The following is a 24068-nucleotide window of genomic DNA, read 5'->3' on the forward strand; positions in this document are numbered from 1 at the left end:
CATAAAGGCCCAAGCATATCAGAGTTTGCCGCTTCGTTTAATTTCAAAATAGCTATTAACTATGTGAGATGCTAATTGGCGTGGTACCGAATCAACCGAAATAACGCCTTCCCGGTAGAAGTGTTCACGTAGCTGACTGCGCTGCTTTAAGTAATCCACCGTTTCAGCATAACGAATAGCATCATCCAAACTCTCAACCGGCTGCTCCATCACATCGTCCAGCACCTGTTCTCTCAGATTTGCCAGCAGTACCAGATGGTGCTTATTCAACATACGGATGGCTGGCTGTAACTCAGTAATGTCTTCATCCCTAAAGTTAGAAACCAGTACCACTAAGGAGCGCTTACGGATTTTTCGATTCAGCTCTGTCGCAACGGCAATAAAATCCGAGGCATTCAGATGAGGATGCAGATCATAAGCCTGATTGAGCATGGTATTAATATGCTGTGTTCCTTTTTTGGGTGGCAGCCAGCGTTCTTGTCCACCAAAGCTCATCATACCAACGGCATCACCCTGCTTTAATGCAATGTAGGCCAGTAGCAACATGGCATTTAACGAATGATCAAAATGACTGAGTTGACCATCACGAGTACGCATGCGTCGTCCACAGTCCAGTAAAAAAACAACATTTTGATCTTTCTCTTCCTGATATTCTTTCGAAATCAGCTTGTGCAAGCGCGACGTCGCGCGCCAGTCTATTTGTCTAAGAGAGTCACCAATTCGATATTCTCGCAATTGATGAAAGTCCATTCCCTCACCTCGGCGCTGCATCTGACGGATCCCCATTTGAACCGTCTGCTGATCAGCGGATAAGAGAATAAAATGATGTATCGTGGCAAAATTAGGGTAAACCTTAACGACTTCTTCTTCGCCCGACCGTTGCAGGCGCTGCCACAATCGTAATCGAGAGTACAACAGCAAACGGACACGACCAAAGTGTGCATCTCCACGTCGTAACGCCCGTAACCGATAAGAAAATTCTAAATGCTCACCGCCTGCAATCACCTGATTTTCAGGCACCCCCTCAGTGTCACAATGCTCTGGATAAGCATCGTTAACAAAAACCCGGATCGGATACTTTTCTCTATTAACAACTTTAAGTTTGACCTTCACTTTGGCATCAACAGGTATGCTTTGTGAAACACTACGCTCCGCATGCACGGCAGTTGGCAGCAACATCAAAACAAAGTCAGCCAAAGCAATGAATAGCAAGGCCACGCCAAAAATGCTCCAGCCTTGTAATAGCCAGTCACTGTAGTGAGGCCATTCCATTACTTTCTCAACAACGGCAAGAGTTAAGGCTAACGCCGACCACATAAGCCATGCAAAGACGATCAATAAGAGGTTTCGGGATGGCCTCATTTGCGTGGGGCTTCCACATGACTAAGAATATCTGCAATCACGTCATCCGCCTGAATGCCTTCTATCTCCATTTCAGCAGAAAGCTGAATTCGGTGACGCAAAACACCGGTTGCTACAGATTTAACTTCGTCAGGAGAAACAAAGGGCTGCTCACGAATAAATGCCAGCGCACGAGCACAGCGAATTAACGCGATACTGGCCCGTGGACTTGCTCCCATACGAATACCTGACCACTCTCGAGTTGCTGCAGCCAGACGAACAGCGTACTCAAATAAGCTATCGTCGACATCTAAATTAGCAGCAGCACGTTGGCAGGCCAAGATATGCTCCGGATTCGCTTGCGGTGTAAGTCCCTCAAGCAATGCATCGTTGTTCACTTTTCCCGTCGTCACATTTTTAACCAGAGTGACTTCATCTTCAGTCGATGGATAGGTGACAAACACTTTCATCAAGAAGCGATCCAGCTCAGCTTCCGGCAAAGGGTAAGTACCTTCCTGCTCTAGTGGATTTTGCGTAGCCATCACCATGAAAGGAGGAGTGGATGAATACGAGTGCCCTTCGATAGTAATTTGTTGCTCTTGCATGACCTCCAGCAACGAAGCCTGTGTTTTAGCTGGCGCTCGATTGATTTCATCCGCTAGCAACAAATTGGTAAACACAGGGCCTTTACGAATACGGAATTTTTCTGACTTAGGATCATAGATAGCATGCCCCGTCACATCACTTGGCATCAGATCAGGTGTAAACTGAATACGAGAAAAATCACCACCAAAGCAACGCGCTAATGATCGCACAAGAAGCGTTTTACCAATACCCGGAACACCTTCTAACAACAAATGTCCAGCAGCAACCAGGCATACCAAGGTTTGCTCTACGATGTCATCTTGACCAATCAACACACTATTAACTTGTTGACGAATATTTTGAATCACTTGTGACAGCTCGTGATTAGAAGGCTGTTGATTTACTTGCTCTTCACTCATACTTTATTCCTGATCTGTTGCAATAGCTTGACCTGTTCAGTAAACCCGATGATATCGTTATCTACTTCAAATAAGGCCAACTCGATTTGTTGTCTATTTAATGCGGTCTTATGCTCTAACCACTCAATTTTTGTGTTTCTTGGTAAATTCTCAAAATCTCTAACATGCTTCTTAATACGAACCGTTACATCTTCACGTAAAGACTTCAACAAACCATAATGCCCATTGTGCCGTAACTTAAACTCAGCAGAGGACACGATATGTTGCATAAGTTGCCTTCTAACATTACTGAACTGGGCGAAAACGGGAGCCGTTTTTATTTGTTTATACCAAATAAGAAGGATCATAAAAGCGAAGAAAGAGACGATAATTGAAGAACCATACTGCCAAAACAAACTAAAAAGAGAACGCACGTTGGTATCGTAAACGACCCACAGTTTGTCTGTATGGTGAGTGAGCTGCCACAAAAACATAGCATGATCATTTTTTTGAACATTCCTGTTTTTAAGAAAGTGTGCACTGCTTAAAACGGTAACCAGTCCATCACCATACTCGTATTGGACAACATGATTACCATTATCACTTCCACCAATAAAAGTGCTACTACCTTCTGAGTCGACCAGATAGTACTTACCGTGAAAATCTACTACCGTATTTTTTTCTGCATCAGTAAACGTAAACTCAGAGACCGCATCATAATCGTAAGTTTCGTTTTCATATAAGCGCAGGCCTAACTCATCAAGAATAGGCGCTCCACTTGCGCCATTAGCATCATCAAATATTTCGGTTGCCACAACAATAAGATGACCACCAGACTGAGCGAACTTTTTCAGATTTTCGAGTCGGCGTTCACTTAGAGCCTTACGTGAGTTAGTAAATAAATAGGTGTGCGAACTATCCAACGGAGTATCAAGGAAAGTAAAATCACTGACGAGCTCAGCAGGCAATTGAACTTTCTCCAGAAACATCTGCGAAGCCAAGAAAGGATTTTTTATCGCTTCCAGGCTCATACCTTCATTATGCTCAACGTGTTCGATTTGAATATAGTGCCAATAAAACGTTTTATATAATCCAAACAGAAGCACAAAGAAAGCAACAGCAACCACAGGCATGCGAACTTTTTTTGACTTAATATCAATCATGATGCCTCCTGAGGTTCAGGCGTCAGAAACATACCGTTCCAACGCAAACACAAACTTTGCATCAAAGAATTCCCAGGCGGCTGATGAGCATAAGCAAATACTCGCCATGATTGAGTGAGTTCACTAAAAAACGAAGCTACGTTTTTATCGACAACAGAGTCTACGATACGCACACACTCTAACTCCGTATAACCATCTTCGAACTCGCAATGGTGAGACTCGATCAACTGGAATAAAGTAGCACGATAAAGTAATGACATAGCAGCACGACATTCGCCCTGCTGCCAAAGTGTCCATGCTTCATCGGCTGGAGAGTCAGGCAGAGATTCCTCATTAATCTCCAGACCAAACAAGACATCTGGCTTCGCTTTTTTCTTTTTCCCTCTTTTAAAACTGGAAGAAAGATACTTACTTTCACTGAACTTCACAATTAACCATACGATAAGACCAAATGCGCCACACCAAAGCAGTATTTCAAATATAAAGGCCAATGACTTGCCGAATCCAGAGAATCCCGACAGGTCAGCAATTTCTTTGTCTTCTTCTACATCAAAGTCAAAAAAGTGCCTTTTCTTTGTCACCGTTTTATTAAAAGCCTCACTCTCAATAATTTCTTCAATGGTTTGTTTAGCTTGCTCATGTTCGATCGAAACTTTCTCTACCTCTGGCTCTTCAGCCAAACTATCACCTGGCGCAATCCCAACCGATAACACCAGAGCCAAACAGCAGCTTGCGATCAAGGCACTTTTCTTTCGCTTCTTTTCCTTTTCGTCAATACGCTGCCTTAGTTGCTTAAAAGTTAACTCAATGTCCCAGGCTTCAAGAATGGTTCTTTGGTTGATATATAAAGCGAAGCCTCCAGTCACATAAAATGGCGATATAAAACTGATCACTAAATAATGTATCAACACCTGAGAAACCTGAACGGCCATAACGGTGTCAGTCCAAATCAGCTCTCGTACCAAAGTAAAAATACCATCAGACTCTAACGCTAGCTTATTTCCCAGTTGTTTCAATAACCACTCAAGATAGTGCTCTGGAACAAACCAGATAACCATTAACACAAGATTAAAATACACAACGAAGTGAAGAAAGAATAACAGCAATGTAAGCCAGGAGCCCGCACCCGATGCCTGCATGTGAAGAGTTTGAATACGGCGACTGCGCCTTTGCCCGCTCAAACCTTCTAATTGAATAACCGCAGCATCCATCGATCGCGTAAAGCCCAGACGACGATACGTAAGAGTAGGAAACCATTGCACAAAAAAATAACCAGGTAAGGACTTTAAAGTATCTTTAATGGAGGGGTACTCTCCAAACAAAGCCCGGCTGGTAAAATGCAGAAGCGGTCTCTCCCACAAAGGTTTTAACCACCAAAAACCAACAATAATCCAAAAGCCATATTCAGGGAAAAATATAAGTGGCAGCAATACAGGAATAAGAGTCACAGCAAACCAAATGCCCCATAACGAGCGCCAATGGTGATGAGCCATGCGAAACCCTAAAGCCAAGGCTTCCCACCCACTTCGAGGCCTTACCTTTGCCGTCATTGACTCAAGCTTCATGACGAGCTCTCCGTGGAAACAACAAGTAAACGTACACAAAAATCCACAAGAATGTGCCTACGGTATATTTTGTAGAAATAGCCAGCGTTGAACTTGACGACCAGAAAGCTTCAATAAAGGCCGCCAGAATTAAAAACAGGGTAGCGCCATACATCAAAGTAACCGCATCTTTAGCCGCTAACTTTAGCGCATCCATACGGGTCAAATTACCTGGAGCAACGAGCGCCCAACCGAGCTTAATACCGGCCATTCCGGCAATAACAATGGCAGTTAGCTCAACAGAACCATGCCCAATAACAAAAGGGAAAAATGTAGAGGTATATTCAATATTGGTGATGTGGGCTGAAATCGCGCCAAAAAAGACACCATTGAATATCAAAAAAAATAAAGAACCTAGTGTAAAAAAGATCCCTGCCGCAAAGGTACGAAAAGCGATCCCAATATTGTTCTGGATGTAATGTCCGAACATTCTTACATCGGTATCGGATTCTCTCTCTCGTCCGATAGCTCCCGACGACGGGTCATACATAGCCTCAAAAGAAGCGACTTCAGAAGGTGGCAGCAAACTGTAAATGAGCTCGGGACTCACGATTGTGAGAGCAAACATGATCAGTGCCGGACCATAAAAAATAAAGCTCGTCAGCCAAAAGAGTCTGGCATTGTCTTGAACTTTTCGAGCAAAACCATGAAAGACAAAGTTCAACACTTTTTTGCCAAGTCCCCAGCGACGTTGATAAAGGATTTGATGTCCTCGCAACGCCAATCGATCCAGGCGCTCAACTAAAAAAGGGCTGTATTGACGCTCTTTGGCGACGGCCAGGGAATGACATAGCTTACGATATAAAGCAGGAAATTCATCCAATAGTTTATTGTCCAAGGCTCCCTGTTTTGAACGTTTATCGTATAGCTCAATGATCAGAGCGCTTCTTTTCCAGCACAGCTCGTATTGCTTTTCAAATTCTTCTTGTCTCAACGTCGACCTCTAAGCCAATTGGCAATAGCAAGCACTTTGTTCATACGCTTTTCTGATGAATCCGCTTTTAACATGGGCGCTAGAATATCCGTTAACTCATTGCAGCGATCTTTGCTGAGTGTATCAATACGTTCACCGAAATGGAGTATCGCACTCTGCTCATCAGAAAGCAGTGACACATCAGGCGCCTCTGCCTTAACTTCTTTTATCACAACTTCTTGAACTTCTTTCTTACGATGAATAACAATGGTTCCAGCCGCCAGGTCGCCTAGGCGCTTAAAATTGGAGTTCAAGAACATGCAGGTGACCCCAAACAGGTGAAAACCCGGAAAGGCATCTGCAAACCTCAATAAGTTACGCACGATTGAAGCCGCCCAAGAAACAGGGGTGCCATCGTCATTAACCACCAGAATACCCATGGCTTTTTTGCCTGGTGTTGCTCCATCATTAAACATTTCAAAAAAAACGGCATAGAACCAATTAAGCAAAAAATAAAGAACGGCAAAAATACCCGCACCAAAATTGCCAAATAGGCTAAAAACATTACCAATAATAATAAGAATGACCAGCTGAACAACCGCATCAATCATATAAGCCAGTATGCGCTCAAGAGGGCTGGCTACTGGCAAGCTCAATTCAATACCTTCAGGTATCTCTACCGTGTGGCTTGTATCCAACATCTTAATTCCTTAGTTCCTTCATCCATCAGATACTCGGGCAGTTTACTGCATATTCAATGAAAAGCCTATATTCATTATCTGAGATTACGGACGATGGAAGGCATTGGCGATAGATTAAACAAAAATGCAAACCGATTCGCAATTCGAATGATTACAACTTGGACACTCAGAGTAAGCAAAGTAAGGTGCAATGGAAAGCTTAGGACACGAGGTCAAGATTGCCAACGATGCAGGTTGTTTAATAAAGCAATCCGTCGGCAAACCAAATTGATTTGATAGCTTTCAAACTAGTTGAACTGACTAATATTTCGACCCCTATATTGCCCAGTTTTTTAACTGGGCTTTTTTTATTTAGGTGCCGTTTGTTCAAACGAGTCTCTTATCGAGTGTAGCTTGTAATGTTCAAGCAGCGGCGAATGCTGCTTCCAGTCAAGCTCAGGATGTCTAAAGCTCAAATAATCCAAAAGACACAAGCTATTAATAGACAACAGGCTCCACATCTCCCCATAAAGTGGAAGTAATCTGGATAATTCTTTCGCCCCGCGTTCGAGAGCAGCAATAAAACGCTCTTTCCAAAAAAGAGACTCCAAAGCTTCTGCAGCTCTCATTTTCTCCTGTTGCAGAGCAACTGAGGTATCCAGCAAGCCGGACACTAAAGAATAGGTCTTTCGAGCCTGCCAGTTATCCTTAACAGGGGCCCACAACTTTCCTTCGTTATGTTCAGAGTCAAGATACTGACAAATCACCTCACTGTCATAAAGACTTTCTCCTGACTCTAACAGCAAACAAGGAACCTTACCTAAGGGATTAGTTTGCAAAAAGTCAGGCTCATTATCAAATGGATGACTCGAGTACTCGATATTAGAAAAGTCCAAGCTGGCTTCTCGCAGCATAATACGAGTAGCTCTGGCATAGGGTGAAGCCGTCGAATAAAAAAGTTTCATTGTCATCTCAATTAAGTGCTTAGTTAGCTATCACAGTACGTCCCTGTGCCCATTGCTTCAATTGAGCAAACTGCTCAGCCATAACAACAGAAAGAGGACGAGTTTTATCGATTTCCTGTAGCAAAATACTATCACTCAAAGTGACTTTTTGGCCATAGCTAGAATAGAGCCCCGAAACAACTATCTGCTCGATCTCCGAGCCAGTAAAGCCATCGGTTTTCTGCGCCAAAGCAGGCAAAGAAAAATCACTGGCGCTCATTTTTCGTTTTTCTAAATGAATTTTAAAGATCTCCATGCGAGCATCAGTATCAGGCAAATCAACAAAGAAGATTTCATCCAGTCGCCCTTTGCGCATTAACTCAGGAGGAAGTTTAGAGATATCGTTTGCGGTTGAAACAACAAAAACGGGTTTATCGTTCTCCGCCATCCAGGTTAACAGGGTACCGAGAACTCTTTGTGATGTGCCACCATCATTGCTCTCGGTTGATATTCCTTTTTCAATTTCATCAAACCATAGTACACATGGGGCCATTAGCTCCGCCATGGTCAGCGCTTCACGTAAATTCTTTTCGGTTTCACCATGATACTTGTTGTACAGTGAACCAAAATCCAAACGCAATAAGGCAACTCCCCACATACCAGCAACCGCTTTCGCCGCAAGACTTTTACCACCACCCTGCACCCCAACAAGCATGAGTCCTTTTGGCGGATCGAGCTCAAACTCTTCACGGCGATGAAAAATAGCCTCTCGCTGCTTAAGCCACTGCTTTAAGTTTTTTAAGCCTCCAACTTCAGCAAACTTGGCCGTTTCATATTCGAAACTCAGCACACCATCCATATTTAACAGCTCGAACTTTGCCTTATTCACAGCAGGCAGCTCATCTTCGGTGATAGCCCCGTCATCGCTAATGATGTTTTGAATCAACTGACGAGCATCTGCGTAAGTTAAGCCCTGCAAGTTACTGATCAGTCGAGCGAGGGTATTCGAGTCCGTGCGCACCCGCTTATTGTGCTTGCGAGACCAGATTTTGGCTTCACTGCGAATAAGCTGCTCCAGCTGTTCTTTGTTCGGTAATGCCATACTAAACTGGGATGCAAATCGGCTGATTTCTGCTGGCAAAGATAACTCATGAGAAATAAACACCAAGGTATGGCCATTGGTTGTGTCGAGTGAAATCTCTTTTATCAGACGGATAATTTGCGGGGCTTCTTGAAGGTAAGGATGAAAGTCACATAAAACGTAAATAGAAGGTCTACGCGCCGTCTTGATATGCCGTAAAACATCTTCTGGGGTCTGAGTATCTTCAAGGGCATGCAATGGTTGATTAACATCAACACGCGACAATCCATCAACGACATCCCAGGACATCAAAGGCTTGTTAAAGGAAAACGCGATGTTAGATAACAGGTCAATCGCTCGTTTTTCTTCGTGAGTCTCTATATTAATAATTGGGATACTTGATTGAACCAGTAATTTAAGGTCGTTTAACTCTGTCTTTCCACTCATTCTTTAATTTCCAATGACTGCTTCGCTCGCCTTTGAGTCGATCTAACTCATCTACCATACAAACGATGTGCAGTTAACGCCTGCAGCTTTCAAAAGCGGTATGTTTATCTGGATGGGTTTTATTTATAATAATCTAAGTTTAACCAAAACCGAATCAATTATGCGACATTATAATTTGCTCGATACATTGCTTACTAGCGCCGACAATGCCTTAAGGACTCTGGCAGGCGGCTACCAGACAACTCCTCGCTCTAACCCCAGCCACAAGGTGACCAATGAAAAAGAGCTAGATGACGCAGAAAGACGCCATGTAGCAGGCTTAATGCGCATCAATCATTGTGGAGAAGTTTGCGCTCAAGCGCTTTATCAAGGACAGGCCATCACAGCCCGCAATGAAGAAACTCGAGCAAAAATGGAGCTCTCTGCAAAAGAGGAAAATGATCACCTGGACTGGTGCAAAGACCGACTAACAGAACTTAACACTCATACCAGCCTGCTTAACCCATTATGGTATGCCAGCTCATTCACCATCGGTGCCGTAGCAGGTTTAGCCGGTGATCAGTGGAGCCTGGGATTTGTCGTTGAAACAGAGCGCCAAGTTGTTAAACATCTAGAAAGCCATCTAACTCAGCTACCAGAGCACGATCATAAATCCCGTGCGATTCTTGAAGTCATGAAAGAAGACGAAGCCCATCATGCTACCGCTGCACTTGAAGCAGGCGGTGCCGCCTTGCCGCAGCCAATAAAAGCAGCCATGTCAGCGATGTCCAAAGTCATGACAAAAACGGTCTACCATATTTAAACAATCCGTCGTTTAATGCTTGCAGAGGCGCGACGATAAGAGAGTAGCCACGGATTGCGCCCTCTCAGCGCCAGAGCAACAGCGCCAGATAAAGCTAACAAAGCAGCTCCCCATTTAGGCGCAAGAAATAATGTTGCTAACAAAACGATAATAAATGCCACTATCCGACTCCCTTTTGTTGTCGTATCAGCATTCATAGCTATCGCACTATACAGCGCTCAGGTACGAATGCGTCTGATTCTATTTCGCTCTTTTTTCAATGAGCTAATCGGTGAAAATCGGCTTTGCGTGATTCCTAAAGACAGAAAATAACGCGTTGCCAAGATTCTTAACTGGGCATCAAGCTTGATGATAGATAGTTTAGTGTGACCGACATAAAATGTCAAGACATAAAATGTCATCTAGAGCAGGAGCTACTCTCCTATCATTTAGACATGAAATAGGGGAGCAGCCGTAGTGGGGTTTTAAACAATCTCGTACGAATGAGTAATATCAACATTACCAGTTAACATCAGTGCAACGGAGCAATACTTCTCTAACGACAGCCCACAGGCTCTCTTAACATGATGTTCAGAAATATCTTTGCCAGAGATCACATAATGAGCGTGAATATTAGTGAAAACTTTAGGATCATTTTCAGCACGTTTAGCTTCCAAATTACATTCGCATCCTGTGATTTCTTGTCGGGATTTTTGCAAAATCATGACCACATCAATTGACGAACATCCACCCACAGCCGATAAAACAGCTTCCATTGGCGACAGATGCTCTCCATTACCACTTAAGCGAGTAGTTTGGCCGCTTTCACACTCGGCCAGAAAATTTAAATCTCTTTCCCAAATTACTTTAGCTTGCACGAAAAACCTCTTGATTTAAGTGATCTAAGTCTCACAACTTATTGAATTTTTTACACCTATACCAGGCGTATTACTTTATGCTAAAGTGTTCTAAAATGTAAGACAATATACTATTTTAACGAAAAGGCATTAGTCACATGTCATTGCCAAGGTTTATAGCAAAAGATACAACGATGGAATGGTTTATTTCTCATTGTCATCGTCGACGTTATCCATCAAAAAGCACCATTATCTACCAAGGTGATAAATCTGAATCTCTCTATTTTATTTTGGAAGGATCAGTCACCGTTGTTATTGAAGACAATGATGGTAGAGAATTAGTTTTAGCCTACTTAAATGCGGGTGACTTTTTTGGTGAAATGGGTTTGTTTGATGGTCAGGACATTCGTAGTGCCTGGGTCAAAGCAAAAGTAGAAAGTGAAATAGCAGAAATCAGCTATTCCAAGTTCCAAACTCTGGTTCAAGAAAATCCCGACATCCTAATGCGCTTATCAGCACAGATGGCTATCCGTTTGAGAAACACCAGCCGCAAGGTGGGTGATTTAGCCTTTATGGATGTTACTGGTCGAGTTGCTCGGGCTTTACTGGAACTTTGCAAAGAGCCAGATGCAATGACGCATCCAGATGGCATGCAAATTAAAATTACTCGTCAAGAATTAGGCCGTATTGTTGGATGTTCGAGAGAAATGGTTGGTCGAGTGCTAAAAGTACTTGAAGAACAACAACACATTTCTGTAAAAGGCAAAACCATGGTCATTTTTGGGGCTCGTTAAGATTCACTTAAAGAGCCTCTATTGAGTTCCATCCAGAAAGTTCTGCAGTAGTTGATGACCAAACTCTGTCAAAATAGCTTCTGGATGAAACTGCACTCCTTCTAACGGCATCTGTTTGTGTCGTATTCCCATAATATATTCCCGCTGACCTGTTTGACTTTGTGTCCATGCAGTAATGTCAAAACAATCAGGCAAAGTATGCTCATCAACCGTTAATGAATGATAACGTGTGGCTTTAAATCCTGGCGCTAGCCCTTTAAAGACGCCGTCATTATTATGATAAATTCCTGATGTCTTTCCATGCATTACCTGCTTAGCTCTCACAACCTTTGCTCCAAAGCTTTGAGCAATGGCCTGATGACCCAAACACACACCTAAAATCGGCACCACACCAGCGTAATGGCGAATCACTTCAAGTGACACACCCGCCTCATTGGGCGAACAAGGGCCAGGCGAAACCACAATTTTCTCCGGCTTTAATCGTTTGATTTCCGATAAAGAAATATCGTTCCTTTTTACACATAAGTCAGCGCCCAACTCACGAAAATACTGAACAAGGTTATACGTAAAGGAATCAAAATTATCGAGCATTAATAACATGGAATAATTTCTAACTGTATTAGGTATGAGCTATAGAAGAATTCAGCTGTAGCCAATCGTGAAGCTGCTCAAAATGATCAAAGACAGGGCCATCAAACTCATCGGTAATAGGACGTCCGTGATTATAGCCGTAGCTAAAACAAACGCATGACATAGTGGCAGCGTGAGCAGCTTTAGTGTCGTTATGAGAATCTCCTACCATCAGCGAATGACTGGGCAAAATATCGGCTTGTTCGCATATCCATAATAGAGGCTCAGGGGAGGGTTTCTTTTGCGCTAACGAATCGCCACAAACCACCCATTCAAACAAGTGCTCCAACTTAAACTGCTTTAATAACAACTCAGTAAACACTTTGGGCTTGTTCGTACATAAAGCCAGACGATACTTAGTCTTAAGCAGTTCCAAATGCTCTTGTACTCCAGGATAAAGTTTTGAGGCTTCACCGAGCGATTGGTGGTAGTGTCGTTGAAAAATTTCAATCGCCAGCTTGAGTGTATCGGCTTCCGGTATTTGTTCGAGTTGAGAATATAAAGCTCTCTCAATAAGTTTTGCCATACCATTGCCAATCCACTCGCCAACCCGCTGCTCTCCAGCAGGTTGATAGCCCAACTCCATCAACATCTTATCCGTTGCCAGAGCGATATCTGGAAGGCTCTCAATCAGAGTGCCATCCAGATCAAATATTAAGAGTTGATGCTCCACTCACTAAGCTCGCTGTTGAGTCGCTAATTGCTCACGCATTTGAGTGATACGTTCAGCATAATCCTCAGCATTAAATATCGCTGAGCCAGCAACAAAGGTATCGGCACCGGCCGCTGCAATCTCTGCAATGTTATCCACTTTAACGCCGCCATCAATTTCCAATCGAATATCAAGGCCACTGCTATCAATCAAAGCTCTTACCTGACGCAATTTATCCAGTGTTGATGGAATAAAAGATTGCCCACCAAAGCCAGGGTTTACCGACATCAGCAACACCATATCCAGCTTTTCGAGCACATACTCAAGGCAATGGGTCGGTGTGGCAGGATTAAGAACTAGCCCGGCTTTGCAGCCATGGTCTTTAATCACCTGAATGGTTCTATCGACATGCTTAGACGCTTCAGGATGAAACGTGATGTAGTCGGCTCCAGCTTTAGCGAAATCAGGAATAATACGATCCACTGGCTCAACCATCAGATGAACATCAATAGGAGCCTTGATGCCATAGTCTCGCAGCGCTTTACACACCATCGGCCCAATGGTCAGGTTAGGAACATAATGATTATCCATTACGTCGAAATGCACCCAATCAGCGCCAGCCTGAATGACGTTATCCACTTCTTCACCCAAACGAGCAAAATCAGCAGACAAGATTGAAGGAGCAATAACAGGAGAATTTGACATGAATCTGGTCCAGAAATAATTAAACTGCCTATATTGTACTTAAAATCCGCTTTATCTCAAAAATGTTTCCACCTCTGCCAAGTGGTCAAAGCAAGCAGAATATGTCAAAGTAACCTCTCCCAGAACAAACCCGATCCCCATGCGTTACTTAACGATTTTCTCACTCTTCATCATTCAATTTGCACAGGCTGCTGTGATAGCGCCAGATAAGCGCTGGCCAGCAGGAAGTCAACTCAACGTATGGTTTCTGGATGGTGATAAAGTCTGGCGTTCATTAGTCGAGCGTTATGCTGTTGAATGGAGCCAGTACGCCAATATTTCTTTTCGTTTCTATCATCAGAAGCCCTCCATCAGTCATATCCGGATTTCTTTTAAAGGTTACGACGGCACCCAGCTTGGCCGTCATGATGCCCTGACAAGCGACGAACCAACGATGCGTCTGGCAAGCCTTGCGCTACCTTCAACGACAATGAAACAAAGACAACGCATTATCTTGCATGAATTCGGTCATGCACTTGGCCTTGAACATGAGTTTCGTCATCCAGACTGGCCTTATGGCGAGCAATGGCTGCGTTTACAGGCAGAGAGCTGCTCACAAAGGCTAAACTCTCTTTTTACGTCAGATACGGAACTGCGCCAACATTGCGCCCAAATCAATGCTCGATTAACCAACAATCAAGTATGGCAATATCCTTATGATGAAGAATCCATCATGAATTATCCCATTGATGCTCAATGGTTGAGCAATCGCTCAACCCCTATAAAAGCCTCAACGTCACTCTCCCCTGGTGATAAATTAGCCATTAGCAACTGGTATCCGAAACAAAACCTGGTCGAAGCTTCCGATACAATTCTTCGTTTTAGTTTTAAAAACCATTGTGCACACTCTCTTTACCTGCGCCTATCCTATCGAGATGAGCAGCAGCAAAACCATAAGCAACAACTACTCATCCTTAAGGCACTAGAACGTTCAACCGATTATAAGAGCAGCCAAAAAGAAATACGCTTTAACGCTCAATCCAACAATGGCGCTTTTAGCTGGCCTGCTCGTCTTGGCAACCAGCAATACGTAAGCCTACGGCTGGATCAACAAGCCGATAGCCATACCGAAATTCCTTTATACTGTAACTAGCTTATGCCCGTCGTATTTTAAATGAGGTCGGCGTTCGTTTACCGCCCCTGCCTTTCGAAATACTTTGGGTATATAATCCGCAAAAAGCCTCTCAATGATGAGTCGCCAACAATAAGACGTCAGGTATTATGGATTGCTACCAGAAGCGCTGTACTTGGCAACCCAAAGAAATCAGTTAGGATTGCTTCATGAAAACAACTTGGACAGATATCTGCGTAAATCTTACCAACAAACGTTTTGATAAAGACCGTGAAGAGGTTATCAATCAGGCGGTTGAGGCCGATGTTAAACGCATGCTAGTAACGGGCACTAATCTGGAGCATAGTCGGCAAGCCGTCAAATTGGCAAACGCATATCCCGATCATCTGAAAGCGACAGCAGGGTGCCACCCGCATGATGCCAAAGAGATGACAGCGGCCTCATGGGTAGCATTGGAAGAACTCATTCGTTCGCCCGAAGTTGTAACGGTCGGTGAGTGTGGGCTTGATTTTGACCGCAACTTTTCTCCTGCGGATGTTCAACTGGAAGTCTTTGAGCGTCAGATACAATTGGCCATCAAATACCAGAAACCCTTGCTGCTGCATGAACGAAGTGCCCATGATGCCATGCTTTCGCTGCTGCAAAAATATCGAGAACAATTGACCACATTGGTTATTCACTGCTTTACAGGCACTCGAGAACAAGTAAAACGCTATATCGAGTTAGATATTTATATCGGTGTGACAGGATGGGTATGTGACGAAAGAAGAAATCACGATCTACTGGATGCTCTCAATGATATTCCACTTAATCGCTTAATGGTTGAGACCGATGCGCCTTACCTGACACCAAGAAATCTAAAACCCAAACCTAAGAATGGACGAAATCTGCCATCAGTAGTGCCACATATAGGCAAAGAGCTAGCCAGCCACTATCAAGTTTCTCCATCAGAATTACAATCAATCACAACACAGAACAGCATAGACTGCTTTAACTGGCCACTGTAGTGTGACCAATAAACTGCTGAGGATTTAAGAATGAGCGGAAGTCAATTTGAGTTGTTTAAACAAAAGCGTTTTATGCCGTTTTTTGTTACCCAGGCTTTGGGCGCATTAAACGATAATATCTACAAAACGGCACTGTTTATATTTTTCACCTTTGCTGTCGCCGGAGACAGTCAAGAAGAATCAGGGCTTTTAACAAACCTGGCAGCCATCATTTTTATACTGCCCTTCTTTTTATTTTCATCGACATGCGGCCAGCTCGCAGAAAAGTATGAAAAGTCCGGCATCATCAGAAAAGTGAAGCTGCTCGAAATAGCTATAATGTCTTTGGCTGCCATCGGATTTTATCTTCAAAGCACTCCATTTTTGATCGGCGTACTGTTTTTAATGGGCACTCAATCAGCCATATTCGGCCCGATAAAATATGGCATTTTACCTCAACACCTAAGCAAGGAAGAATTAGTGGGAGGCAACGGCCTGGTAGAAATGGGCACTTTTCTGGCCATATTGCTCGGAATGATCCTCGGTGGCATTCTTATCGAAGTTTCAGACGTTGGCCCTTATGTTGTTTCTTCAGTAGTTATTCTTATTGCTGTCACAGGCTATCTGTTCAGCCGGAAAATTCCTCAGGCACCAGCAGTAAATCCGGACCTAAAAATAAACTTTAATACCTTTAAGGAAACCTACAGAAACTTTTCTTTTATGAAAAAGAACAGAGTGGTGTTTCTGTCTGTTGCGGGCATATCCTGGTTCTGGTTTTTCGGTGCAACCATCATGGCTCAAATACCTAACTACACAAAATATACGCTGGGTGGAAAGTCAGAAATCGCCACATTAATACTGGCCGCGTTTTCGTTAGGTATCGGTCTAGGTTCCATGCTATGCGAAAGACTTTCTGGACGCAAAGTAGAGATTGGTCTGGTTCCTTTCGGGGCCATTGGTCTGACGATATTTACCCTGGATCTCTATTTTGCTAACACCACAGCCGACGCCAGCCCAACCCTTGGCATTATAGAGTTTTTCCAACATGCACATAACTGGCGCGTGTTTATCGATAGCATTCTCATTGGTGTTTTTGGTGGCTTCTTTATCGTTCCTCTGTATGCACTCATACAAACTCGTTGTGATCCATTGCATATCTCACGAACCATCGCCGGCAACAACATTATGAATGCCTTATTTATGGTGATGTCTGGCATCATGGCCATTACCCTGATAACACTTGGCTTTTCTATTCCAGAAATTATTTTAGTCACCGCAGTTCTGAATGCACTAGTTGCCCTGTATATCTTTACTCTGGTGCCTGAGTTTTTAATGCGCTTCTTAATATGGGTCTTTGTCAGTATCTTTTATCGTTTAAAGATAAAAGACATCGAGAACATTCCAGAAAAAGGAGCTTGTGTATTAGTGTGCAACCACGTCAGCTTTATGGATGCCTTAATTCTCGCTGCGGGCAGCCGTCGTCCTATACGCTTTGTCATGGACCACAGGATCTTTAAAACGCCTATCCTAAGCTTTATTTTTAAAACGGCAAAGGCCATTCCCATTGCACCAGCAAGAGAGAATCCTGAGCTTATGGAAAAAGCCTTCGATAAAGTTGCGGAAGTATTGGATAAAGGCGAGGTAGTCTGCATTTTCCCCGAAGGAAAAATCACCTACGATGGCAATATGAATGTTTTTAAACCTGGCATAGAAAAAATCATTCAACGCACACCGGTACCTGTCATTCCTATGTATCTTGATGGTTTGTGGGGAAGCTTCTTTAGCCGCAAAGATGGCCCAGCAATGAGCAATATTCCAAGACGGTTTCGTTCCAAAGTCGCTTTAAACATAGGCGAACAGATCGCAGCAGAAGAAGTCACTGCCGAGCGATTGTTTGATGAAGTCTCAAAACTGAACAAAGAAGAGAATGAATAATGAAAATATTAATTAGAATAATCCAGGCAATAACGGCTCTAGTTCTCTTGTTTTTAAGTATAGGAGTGTTTTCTGGAGACGTTACCTATACGAATTCAATCACCGTCAATGCATCACCGCAAAAGGCCTATCAAATTTTTACCGATAGCAACAACACAGAAAAATGGCTAACGGGCTTCAAGAGCTTTGAAAACATCAAAGGTGAGCCTTTAACAGAAGGCAGCGAATGGTGGGTAACGATAGAGCAAGATGGCGAAGTCATGAAGATGAAAGAGGTGGTCACTAAGGTAGAACCAAACAAGCACTTTGCTTTCACTCTAGACAATGAAATGATGACAGTAGATATTGCGATTGATTTCGTTGCTCAAGGCAATAAAACAGAAATTAATGTAAACAATCGAGTCAGTGGAAAGAATATCTTGTGGCGCTCTATGTTTGTTTTTATGACCTCAGCGATGCAAAGCCATTCTCAGAAAGATTACGATAAACTTGCTGTTATTATTAATGAGCACGAATAAATAAGAGTAGATAAAAAAGGGTGTCGAATCTACTTCGACACCCCGTCAACCTAACTGGCCTGTGGAAAACCGAACTGATTGCCACCTTCTGTTCCAGCCAAAAAGCCATTCATAATAAAGATCACCAGGCCTCCAAGAGGAATAAACGCAATCAAATACCACCAGCCTGATTTGTCCTGATCATGCAAACGTTTCACATTAACGGTAATGCCGACATAGATCATGAGCACCATGAGAACCAGCGTTAGTATACCCATGATAATAACACCAATGCCGCCACCAGCACCGCCACTGCCAGATGTACCTACCACCAACGAAAACAAAAACATAAAGACGAAAGATAAAACCATCGGCAAGATAAAACCGTACATCCACCAGGTGCGACGATTAATGCGTCCGTTGAAAGATAATAGAATATCTTTCGGAGACATCTCGACATACTGCACAGTGCTGTAATCAACCACATCGCTTTCGGGCGCAGCATAAAAGTCTTCTTCGACATCGTTACCTGCAGGCTCTTCAGGCGGAGGAGTCACCTCTAAACTATGCCCCATCATTTGGCCTTCGTTTTCTTCACCACCCTCAACCTGGAAGTTCGCTGGTCCATCATTCGATGTAGCGGCTTCTTCTTCGTCAGTAGGTTCCAAGGTCCAAGCTGGCGCAGCAACCTCAGGCTCTTCGTTAATGGCTTCCAGGCGCACACCTGCACCTCGTTGAGTGATGGCTCGCTCAAATTTTTCAGCGGTCGCTTTGTCCACTTCTTTCTTAATAGTTTTAGGTGCTTTTGCAAGAATCTTCTCGATTTGCTCTTCGCTCTTTTTAAACAAAGCGGCCAAAGCAGGTACAACGACCTCTCGTTCTTGAATCAGTTCACCAGTCAAAATGACATTATATTTTGCTGCTTGCAAAACACCCTCCAACTCATTTGCAATTTGATATTGTCATCACTCTTAATTATCACAAAGTTGATATCAAGAGCATTCAATATCTGTTAAATAATTTTGTTAAATTTACAAGTTTCTTATGCGTTTAAAAACTATACTTTCAGCCAGAAAGTCACAGGACCATCGTTACATAAAGAGACTTTCATATCGGCTCCAAATACACCAGCTTCAACACTTTCATACTGATTTTTCGCATAATCCAGTGCGTGATGAAAAAGGGCTTTACCTAGTTCTGGTGCAGCGGCACTACTAAAGCTGGGCCGAGTACCCTTGCGAGTGTCCGCAGGCAGAGTAAATTGAGGTACGAGCAGCAATCCGCCTTGAATATTATTCAAGCTCAAATTCATCTTTCCTGCTTCGTCTTCAAATATGCGATACCCCAGCATCTTTTGAATAAGTCGCTCAGCTTGCTCTTGAGAATCACCTTTTTCAACACCAATGAGTGCCAGAATTCCTTTTTCGATTTGTCCTGTTATTTGTCCACTCACTTCAACTCGTGCATCAGTCACTCGCTGAATCAGTCCAATCATGCGTTACAATCCAATGCATATCTTTAGAAGCGCGAACCAGAGCATCGGTTATACCCGGATCCAAGTTCGCATGACAGGCATCTCTTATAACATGAAGTTCGGCTTCAGGCCAGTGGTGTTGCAATAACCAGGCCGAATCGAGGGGACAGAGCAGGTCAAAACGTCCATGAACGATGATGCCAGGAATTCCTGATAACTTGTGGGCATTTTCGATAACCCGGTTGTCTTCGAGAAAACAATTTTGGCGGAAGTAATGAGCCTGGATTTTGGCCGTTGTCATCGCCACATGAGGATCATGGAAGCGTTTAATCCAGACATTGCTATGATGGAGCAAGCTGCTTTTGGCATACCAGGTCGCCCAACTTTTAGCAGCAGACATACGTGCTAATTCGTCCGTCCCTCCCAGCCGATCAGAAAACACTTCCAAAACGTTGTCATGGTCCTTGGAGTGAAGAGATTGCACAAACTCTTCCCAATAATCAGGTACCAAACGGGGAATCCCGGTACGAAAGATCCAGTCGACATCGGCCTCACGCCCCAGAAAAACACTATGAATGATCAGCCCATGAACTCGCATGTTAAAGCTTTGCGCATAGAGCAACGCCAGAGTACCGCCCCAGCCGCCACCAAATATCACCCAGCGGTCAACCTCAAGATGCTCTCTTATCGCCTCTAAATCATGCAGTAAATGTTCGGTTGTATTGGCTTCTAATTCATTGTCGGCAAGAGAACGACCACACCCACGTTGGTCAAAAAGGATAATGCGGAATTTTTCGGGATCAAAAAAACGTCGATGATAAGAAATCGACCCTGTTCCTGGGCCTCCATGCACATAAAGAACGGGCAGTCCTTTGGGAGAACCGCTTTCTTCGATATAGATTTGATGCCCATTGCCAACATCCAGCAAATGCTCGGCATAGGGTTTTATTTCTGGGTACAGAACCTGCATCATAAACCGCCGTTTTTTCTTTATGTTAGCACGCTAGCGCTAGAAGTCAGGCAAGAGAGCGAAAAAATCTCTATTCATGAATAGGAAATGTCTTACATTGAAATAGGATATGACTTACAGAGATAGATCGGCGGTTACGATAGAGTAGATATCGTCAATCTCCTACCTGCAATTTTAAATTTGACACACCCCGGCGAAAGCCGGGTTTTTTTTGCTTTGCAAAAAGTCTATTGCTCAGACTCTTTAGCATCTGTGTTTTCTTTTTCGACTTCGCCCTGAATAATACGAACATACCCTTTGGGCAGTGCACGCTCATCCAACTCATGCTCATCACGAATGTTATCGTAGGCAATTTGCACGCAGGGACGCTCCGGATTCTCGGCCATGCAGCGACGATATTCCTTTTTTAATGATTCCAATACGGGTTCCGCTTTCGGCGGCTCAACATAACCTAATAAAGCACGGGTAACGTCAAGAGCACTGGTTTCTGCACATGACGTAAGAAAGGTAATAACGACAAGACTTGCAATGATTTTAATGGACAATTCAACATCCCCTATCGAGTTAGCTGTACAAAGCCTCGACAGCACAGCTAAGTCGCTGGCCACCACTTTGTGATCAGAACCGATAGACCGTAAAAACGGACATCGGTTCCTTAAAGTTTAGACCAGAGATATCTATCGACGGCTAGAAATTAATCTTTAGAACGTGCCGCACGCTTACGCTCGTGCTCTTTCAAGAACTTCTTACGTACGCGGATGTTGTTTGGAGTCACTTCAACCAGCTCATCATCATCGATGAACTCCAGTGCCTGCTCCAGAGTAAAGCGGATAGGCGGTGTTAATACCAGGTTTTCATCGGTACCAGCCGCTCGAACATTAGTTAGCTGCTTACCTTTTAGCGGGTTAACCGTCAGGTCGTTATCACGTGAGTGGATACCGATAACCATGCCCTCATAAACTTCCACACCATGGTCAATAAACAAACGACCACGATCCTGAAGAGAAAACAGCGCATAGCCTAAGGCTTTTCCGTCACCATTACTGATAAGAACCCCATTATGGCGTTGTGCCAAAGCACCAGGAACCGCAGGACCGTAATGATCAAAGGTGTGATAAATAAGTCCGCTACCAGAAGTAGCTGTCATGAACTCAGTCTGGAAACCAATCAAGCCACGGGCAGGAATCATAAAGTCCAGACGAACACGTCCTTTCCCATCCGGTACCATGTTGGTCATTTCGGCTTTACGCTCACCCAGCTTCTCCATGACAGAGCCCTGATGATCTTCTTCGATATCAATGGTTAGATTTTCGTAGGGCTCCTGCATTTCACCATCAATTTCGCGCATGATAACTTCAGGACGTGATACCGCTAACTCAAATCCTTCACGACGCATGTTTTCAATCAATACAGACAAGTGCAGCTCACCACGACCCGATACCTTAAACTTATCAGGATCATCAGTTTGCTCAACACGTAAAGCAACATTGTGGATAAGCTCTCGATCCAGACGCTCAAGGATCTGACGAGAAGTCAGGAATTTACCGTCTTTACCTGCAAATGGCGAGTTATTTACCTGGAAAGTCATGGTCACAGTTGGCTCATCAACAGACAGCGCAGGCAAAGCTTCCACCGCCTCTGGAGCACAAATAGTGTCAGAAATTTTAGGGGCTTCAACACCCGTGATCGCAACAATATCACCTGCCGTCGCGCTTTCAACTTCGTCACGCTCTAAACCAAGATAACCGAGCACCTGGCCAATTTTACCGTTACGAGTTTTGCCTTCTGCGTTGATGATAGTAACAGGCATGTTAGTACGTACCGTACCACGAGTAATACGACCAACCGCAATAGCACCAACATAAGAAGAATAATCCAGCTGAGAAACCTGCATCTGGAACGGACCATCAAGGTCAACTTTGGGCGGCTCAACAATATCGACGATAGCCTGAAACAAGGCTGTCATGTCACCTTCGCGAGTGTCCTGATCGTCAGAAGCATAGCCATTCAATGCAGAAGCATAAACAACGGGGAAGTCTAATTGCTCGTCTGTTGCACCCAAGCGATCAAATAGGTCAAAAACCTGATCCATAACCCAGTCAGGACGAGCGCCAGGGCGGTCAATTTTGTTAATCACAACAATGGGTTTTAGACCTTGAGCAAAGGCTTTTTGCGTTACAAAGCGAGTTTGTGGCATAGGGCCGTCTACCGCGTCAACCAGCAGCAATACTGAGTCAACCATCGACATAATACGCTCTACTTCACCACCAAAATCAGCGTGTCCAGGTGTATCAACGATATTGATACGGTAGTCATTCCAGCGTATTGCCGTATTTTTTGCCAAGATGGTAATGCCACGCTCTTTTTCCAGATCATTAGAGTCCATGATCCGCTCTTGAGGCGCCGCGCGCTCAGACAAGGTGCCTGACTGCTGTAATAGCTTATCAACCAGGGTAGTTTTACCATGGTCAACGTGTGCGATGATCGCAATGTTTCTTAAGTTGCTGATATTTGATGACATTTTATGTGCATGACCTTATATAAAAACAGAACTTGTACACATAAATGTACATATTCTAAGTCGCCCCGAAAGCGGGCTCTGGTATAAAAGCGAGCAATTATAGAATGAACTATTTAAAGTTCCTAAGTTTATTTTAAAGATAGCAAATCAATACTAACTCGCTAACAAAAAATCTGCTGGCAAAAGATTCTTATAGATGCCTTTGGCAAACATCTCAAAACCAATATAACCTCTTGTTTTTATTATTAATATCTAAAAAGCAAAACAACGCTTTCGAAAACTCGCCAATAACTTTGCCTCGATCATACAGCGCAAAGATGACATTTCATTAATTCGGTCACTCGATAGTTAAATACGAAGTCCTGCGTTTCTCTTACATTTTCTCGCGGATTTTCTTCCGCTAAGTCAGTGTTCGTCACAAAAAAAGCACCCGCTTGGCTAACTTTCTTGACACATGCAATAAATTTTTCAACTCTATGGTTATTCAAGTACAACCAACGAGTTCTCTTATGAAAAAACTATTTCTGCTGCTTGTGGCTGGTTTGTGTTCTATCACAACCTTTGCAAACCCTTATCTGACAGGAAACAAAAAGCTGGATCGTAATTTAATTAATATTGATCACGAAGCCCGTCGCGATAAAGATAAATATGTCAAAAAGCTTAAGAAGAACTTTGATATTAAAGAAGAGCAATACGAAGAGTTGCATCTAGAACGCGAATGGAGTCCTGGCGATATTTATCTGGCACTGTCTATCGCTAAGGTTAAGAAAGTCAATATTGATATAGTACAACGCCAGTTTCAGCTCCACCGAACCAAAGGCTGGAGCGCCATACTAAAAGCGCTTGAAATCAAAGACTCAACACCCGCCTACGACAAGATTCAATCGACGGTTAAAAAAGGCACCCCCAAGCGGGATTATGAAGAAGAACGACTCAACATTTACGAAAAACACAAGCAAGAACTGAAGCAAGACAAAAAATAACCTTGTCCCCGAGGCT

The 24068-nt window shown here is 43.5% G+C and carries 25 protein-coding genes; 7 read left to right on the top strand and 18 right to left on the bottom strand.

Features of this window, described 5'->3' with window-relative positions:
- Positions 1-18: 18 nt before the first annotated feature.
- The 8 genes from NH399_RS10200 to NH399_RS10235 form a co-directional block, all read right to left on the bottom strand.
- Positions 19-1362, bottom strand: a complete 1344-nt coding sequence (locus NH399_RS10200; RefSeq protein WP_253039922.1) for a DUF58 domain-containing protein — start codon at positions 1360-1362, stop codon at positions 19-21.
- Positions 1359-2345, bottom strand: a complete 987-nt coding sequence (locus tag NH399_RS10205; RefSeq protein WP_253039924.1) for a MoxR family ATPase — start codon at positions 2343-2345, stop codon at positions 1359-1361. Before NH399_RS10205 ends, NH399_RS10200 begins: the two co-directional genes overlap by 4 nt.
- A complete protein-coding gene (locus NH399_RS10210; RefSeq protein ID WP_253039926.1) occupies positions 2342-3487 on the bottom strand; it encodes a DUF4350 domain-containing protein in 1146 nt (381 codons plus the stop codon). The genes NH399_RS10205 and NH399_RS10210 overlap by 4 nt, the downstream gene beginning before the upstream one ends.
- Positions 3484-5052, bottom strand: coding sequence for a hypothetical protein (locus tag NH399_RS10215; RefSeq protein WP_253039927.1), 1569 nt, complete (start codon positions 5050-5052; stop codon positions 3484-3486). Before NH399_RS10215 ends, NH399_RS10210 begins: the two co-directional genes overlap by 4 nt.
- Positions 5042-6025, bottom strand: a complete 984-nt coding sequence (locus tag NH399_RS10220) for a stage II sporulation protein M (protein WP_253039929.1) — start codon at positions 6023-6025, stop codon at positions 5042-5044. Before NH399_RS10220 ends, NH399_RS10215 begins: the two co-directional genes overlap by 11 nt.
- The gene (locus tag NH399_RS10225; protein ID WP_253039930.1) at positions 6022-6705 is read right to left on the bottom strand and encodes an RDD family protein; all 684 of its coding nucleotides are present in this window, start codon (positions 6703-6705) and stop codon (positions 6022-6024) included. Before NH399_RS10225 ends, NH399_RS10220 begins: the two co-directional genes overlap by 4 nt.
- A gap of 347 nt (positions 6706-7052) precedes the next feature.
- A complete protein-coding gene (locus tag NH399_RS10230) occupies positions 7053-7649 on the bottom strand; it encodes a glutathione S-transferase family protein (protein ID WP_253039932.1) in 597 nt (198 codons plus the stop codon).
- A gap of 19 nt (positions 7650-7668) precedes the next feature.
- The gene (locus NH399_RS10235; protein WP_253039934.1) at positions 7669-9156 is read right to left on the bottom strand and encodes an AAA family ATPase; all 1488 of its coding nucleotides are present in this window, start codon (positions 9154-9156) and stop codon (positions 7669-7671) included.
- A gap of 160 nt (positions 9157-9316) precedes the next feature.
- Here NH399_RS10235 and coq7 point away from each other — a divergent pair, with 160 nt between their 5' ends.
- The gene (gene coq7, locus NH399_RS10240) at positions 9317-9958 is read left to right on the top strand and encodes a 2-polyprenyl-3-methyl-6-methoxy-1,4-benzoquinone monooxygenase (protein WP_253039936.1); all 642 of its coding nucleotides are present in this window, start codon (positions 9317-9319) and stop codon (positions 9956-9958) included.
- On the opposite strand, the gene NH399_RS10245 is transcribed toward coq7, so the two are convergent.
- Positions 9955-10119, bottom strand: a complete 165-nt coding sequence (locus tag NH399_RS10245; protein ID WP_253039938.1) for a hypothetical protein — start codon at positions 10117-10119, stop codon at positions 9955-9957. The two genes, coq7 and NH399_RS10245, sit on opposite strands and share 4 nt — an antisense overlap.
- 303 nt (positions 10120-10422) lie before the next feature.
- Positions 10423-10815 (bottom strand): OsmC family protein, encoded by a 393-nt coding sequence (locus NH399_RS10250; RefSeq protein ID WP_253039940.1) that lies wholly within the window; start codon positions 10813-10815, stop codon positions 10423-10425.
- Positions 10816-10952: 137 nt separating this feature from the next.
- On the opposite strand from NH399_RS10250, the gene crp reads away from it, so the two are divergent.
- Positions 10953-11588: a cAMP-activated global transcriptional regulator CRP gene (gene crp, locus NH399_RS10255; protein ID WP_253039949.1), complete on the top strand. Its 636-nt coding sequence runs from the start codon at positions 10953-10955 to the stop codon at positions 11586-11588.
- Positions 11589-11606: 18 nt separating this feature from the next.
- On the opposite strand, the gene NH399_RS10260 is transcribed toward crp, so the two are convergent.
- The 3 genes from NH399_RS10260 to rpe are packed head-to-tail and all read right to left on the bottom strand — an operon-like array spanning position 11607 to position 13575.
- Positions 11607-12188, bottom strand: coding sequence for an aminodeoxychorismate/anthranilate synthase component II (locus NH399_RS10260; RefSeq protein ID WP_253039951.1), 582 nt, complete (start codon positions 12186-12188; stop codon positions 11607-11609).
- Positions 12189-12207: 19 nt separating this feature from the next.
- A complete protein-coding gene (locus tag NH399_RS10265; protein ID WP_253039953.1) occupies positions 12208-12891 on the bottom strand; it encodes a phosphoglycolate phosphatase in 684 nt (227 codons plus the stop codon).
- Positions 12892-12894: 3 nt separating this feature from the next.
- Positions 12895-13575 carry a ribulose-phosphate 3-epimerase gene (gene rpe, locus NH399_RS10270; protein WP_253039955.1) on the bottom strand — a complete coding sequence of 227 codons (681 nt, stop codon included), beginning with the start codon at positions 13573-13575 and terminating at the stop codon, positions 12895-12897.
- Between the two features lie 139 nt (positions 13576-13714).
- Between rpe and NH399_RS10275 the strand changes: the two genes are divergently transcribed.
- The 4 genes from NH399_RS10275 (at position 13715) to NH399_RS10290 (ending at position 18125) form a co-directional block, all read left to right on the top strand.
- Positions 13715-14707, top strand: a complete 993-nt coding sequence (locus NH399_RS10275; RefSeq protein ID WP_253039957.1) for a hypothetical protein — start codon at positions 13715-13717, stop codon at positions 14705-14707.
- A gap of 188 nt (positions 14708-14895) precedes the next feature.
- On the top strand, positions 14896-15693 hold the full coding sequence (locus NH399_RS10280) for a TatD family hydrolase (protein WP_253039959.1): 798 nt from the start codon (positions 14896-14898) through the stop codon (positions 15691-15693).
- A 30-nt stretch (positions 15694-15723) separates the two neighbouring features.
- Entirely contained in the window at positions 15724-17607 is a 1884-nt protein-coding gene (locus tag NH399_RS10285; protein ID WP_253039961.1) for an MFS transporter, read from the top strand.
- Positions 17607-18125, top strand: coding sequence for an SRPBCC family protein (locus NH399_RS10290; RefSeq protein ID WP_253039963.1), 519 nt, complete (start codon positions 17607-17609; stop codon positions 18123-18125). Before NH399_RS10285 ends, NH399_RS10290 begins: the two co-directional genes overlap by 1 nt.
- A 50-nt stretch (positions 18126-18175) precedes the next feature.
- Here the strand turns inward: NH399_RS10290 and NH399_RS10295 are convergent, their stop codons facing one another.
- The 5 genes from NH399_RS10295 to typA form a co-directional block, all read right to left on the bottom strand.
- Complete coding sequence (locus NH399_RS10295; RefSeq protein WP_253039965.1) at positions 18176-19033, bottom strand: DUF805 domain-containing protein; 858 nt, start codon at positions 19031-19033, stop codon at positions 18176-18178.
- 128 nt (positions 19034-19161) lie between these two features.
- Positions 19162-19599: a D-aminoacyl-tRNA deacylase gene (gene dtd / locus NH399_RS10300; RefSeq protein ID WP_253039967.1), complete on the bottom strand. Its 438-nt coding sequence runs from the start codon at positions 19597-19599 to the stop codon at positions 19162-19164.
- Positions 19571-20551, bottom strand: coding sequence for a prolyl aminopeptidase (pip, locus tag NH399_RS10305; RefSeq protein WP_253039969.1), 981 nt, complete (start codon positions 20549-20551; stop codon positions 19571-19573). The genes dtd and pip overlap by 29 nt, the downstream gene beginning before the upstream one ends.
- A 224-nt stretch (positions 20552-20775) precedes the next feature.
- Positions 20776-21093: a hypothetical protein gene (locus NH399_RS10310; protein ID WP_253039971.1), complete on the bottom strand. Its 318-nt coding sequence runs from the start codon at positions 21091-21093 to the stop codon at positions 20776-20778.
- Between the two features lie 149 nt (positions 21094-21242).
- The gene (typA, locus tag NH399_RS10315) at positions 21243-23069 is read right to left on the bottom strand and encodes a translational GTPase TypA (protein ID WP_253039973.1); all 1827 of its coding nucleotides are present in this window, start codon (positions 23067-23069) and stop codon (positions 21243-21245) included.
- A 509-nt stretch (positions 23070-23578) separates the two neighbouring features.
- On the opposite strand from typA, the gene NH399_RS10320 reads away from it, so the two are divergent.
- On the top strand, positions 23579-24052 hold the full coding sequence (locus NH399_RS10320) for a hypothetical protein (protein WP_253039975.1): 474 nt from the start codon (positions 23579-23581) through the stop codon (positions 24050-24052).
- Positions 24053-24068 lie beyond the last annotated feature (16 nt).

The sequence above is a fragment of the Pleionea sp. CnH1-48 genome (assembly GCF_024124665.1).
Classification (GTDB): Bacteria; Pseudomonadota; Gammaproteobacteria; order Enterobacterales; family Kangiellaceae; genus JAMXSB01.

What these genes read in the sequence shown, in the direction of transcription:
- NH399_RS10200 (WP_253039922.1), bottom strand. Translation starts at nt 1,362, where the DNA reads ATGAGGCCATCCCGAAACCTCTTATTGATCGTCTTTGCATGGCTTATG.
- NH399_RS10205 (WP_253039924.1), bottom strand. Translation starts at nt 2,345, where the DNA reads ATGAGTGAAGAGCAAGTAAATCAACAGCCTTCTAATCACGAGCTGTCA.
- NH399_RS10210 (WP_253039926.1), bottom strand. Translation starts at nt 3,487, where the DNA reads ATGATTGATATTAAGTCAAAAAAAGTTCGCATGCCTGTGGTTGCTGTT.
- NH399_RS10215 (WP_253039927.1), bottom strand. Translation starts at nt 5,052, where the DNA reads ATGAAGCTTGAGTCAATGACGGCAAAGGTAAGGCCTCGAAGTGGGTGG.
- NH399_RS10225 (WP_253039930.1), bottom strand. Translation starts at nt 6,705, where the DNA reads ATGTTGGATACAAGCCACACGGTAGAGATACCTGAAGGTATTGAATTG.
- NH399_RS10230 (WP_253039932.1), bottom strand. Translation starts at nt 7,649, where the DNA reads ATGAAACTTTTTTATTCGACGGCTTCACCCTATGCCAGAGCTACTCGT.
- NH399_RS10235 (WP_253039934.1), bottom strand. Translation starts at nt 9,156, where the DNA reads ATGAGTGGAAAGACAGAGTTAAACGACCTTAAATTACTGGTTCAATCA.
- coq7 (WP_253039936.1), top strand. Translation starts at nt 9,317, where the DNA reads ATGCGACATTATAATTTGCTCGATACATTGCTTACTAGCGCCGACAAT.
- crp (WP_253039949.1), top strand. Translation starts at nt 10,953, where the DNA reads ATGTCATTGCCAAGGTTTATAGCAAAAGATACAACGATGGAATGGTTT.
- NH399_RS10260 (WP_253039951.1), bottom strand. Translation starts at nt 12,188, where the DNA reads ATGTTATTAATGCTCGATAATTTTGATTCCTTTACGTATAACCTTGTT.
- rpe (WP_253039955.1), bottom strand. Translation starts at nt 13,575, where the DNA reads ATGTCAAATTCTCCTGTTATTGCTCCTTCAATCTTGTCTGCTGATTTT.
- NH399_RS10275 (WP_253039957.1), top strand. Translation starts at nt 13,715, where the DNA reads ATGCGTTACTTAACGATTTTCTCACTCTTCATCATTCAATTTGCACAG.
- NH399_RS10280 (WP_253039959.1), top strand. Translation starts at nt 14,896, where the DNA reads ATGAAAACAACTTGGACAGATATCTGCGTAAATCTTACCAACAAACGT.
- NH399_RS10285 (WP_253039961.1), top strand. Translation starts at nt 15,724, where the DNA reads ATGAGCGGAAGTCAATTTGAGTTGTTTAAACAAAAGCGTTTTATGCCG.
- NH399_RS10290 (WP_253039963.1), top strand. Translation starts at nt 17,607, where the DNA reads ATGAAAATATTAATTAGAATAATCCAGGCAATAACGGCTCTAGTTCTC.
- dtd (WP_253039967.1), bottom strand. Translation starts at nt 19,599, where the DNA reads ATGATTGGACTGATTCAGCGAGTGACTGATGCACGAGTTGAAGTGAGT.
- pip (WP_253039969.1), bottom strand. Translation starts at nt 20,551, where the DNA reads ATGATGCAGGTTCTGTACCCAGAAATAAAACCCTATGCCGAGCATTTG.
- typA (WP_253039973.1), bottom strand. Translation starts at nt 23,069, where the DNA reads ATGTCATCAAATATCAGCAACTTAAGAAACATTGCGATCATCGCACAC.
- NH399_RS10320 (WP_253039975.1), top strand. Translation starts at nt 23,579, where the DNA reads ATGAAAAAACTATTTCTGCTGCTTGTGGCTGGTTTGTGTTCTATCACA.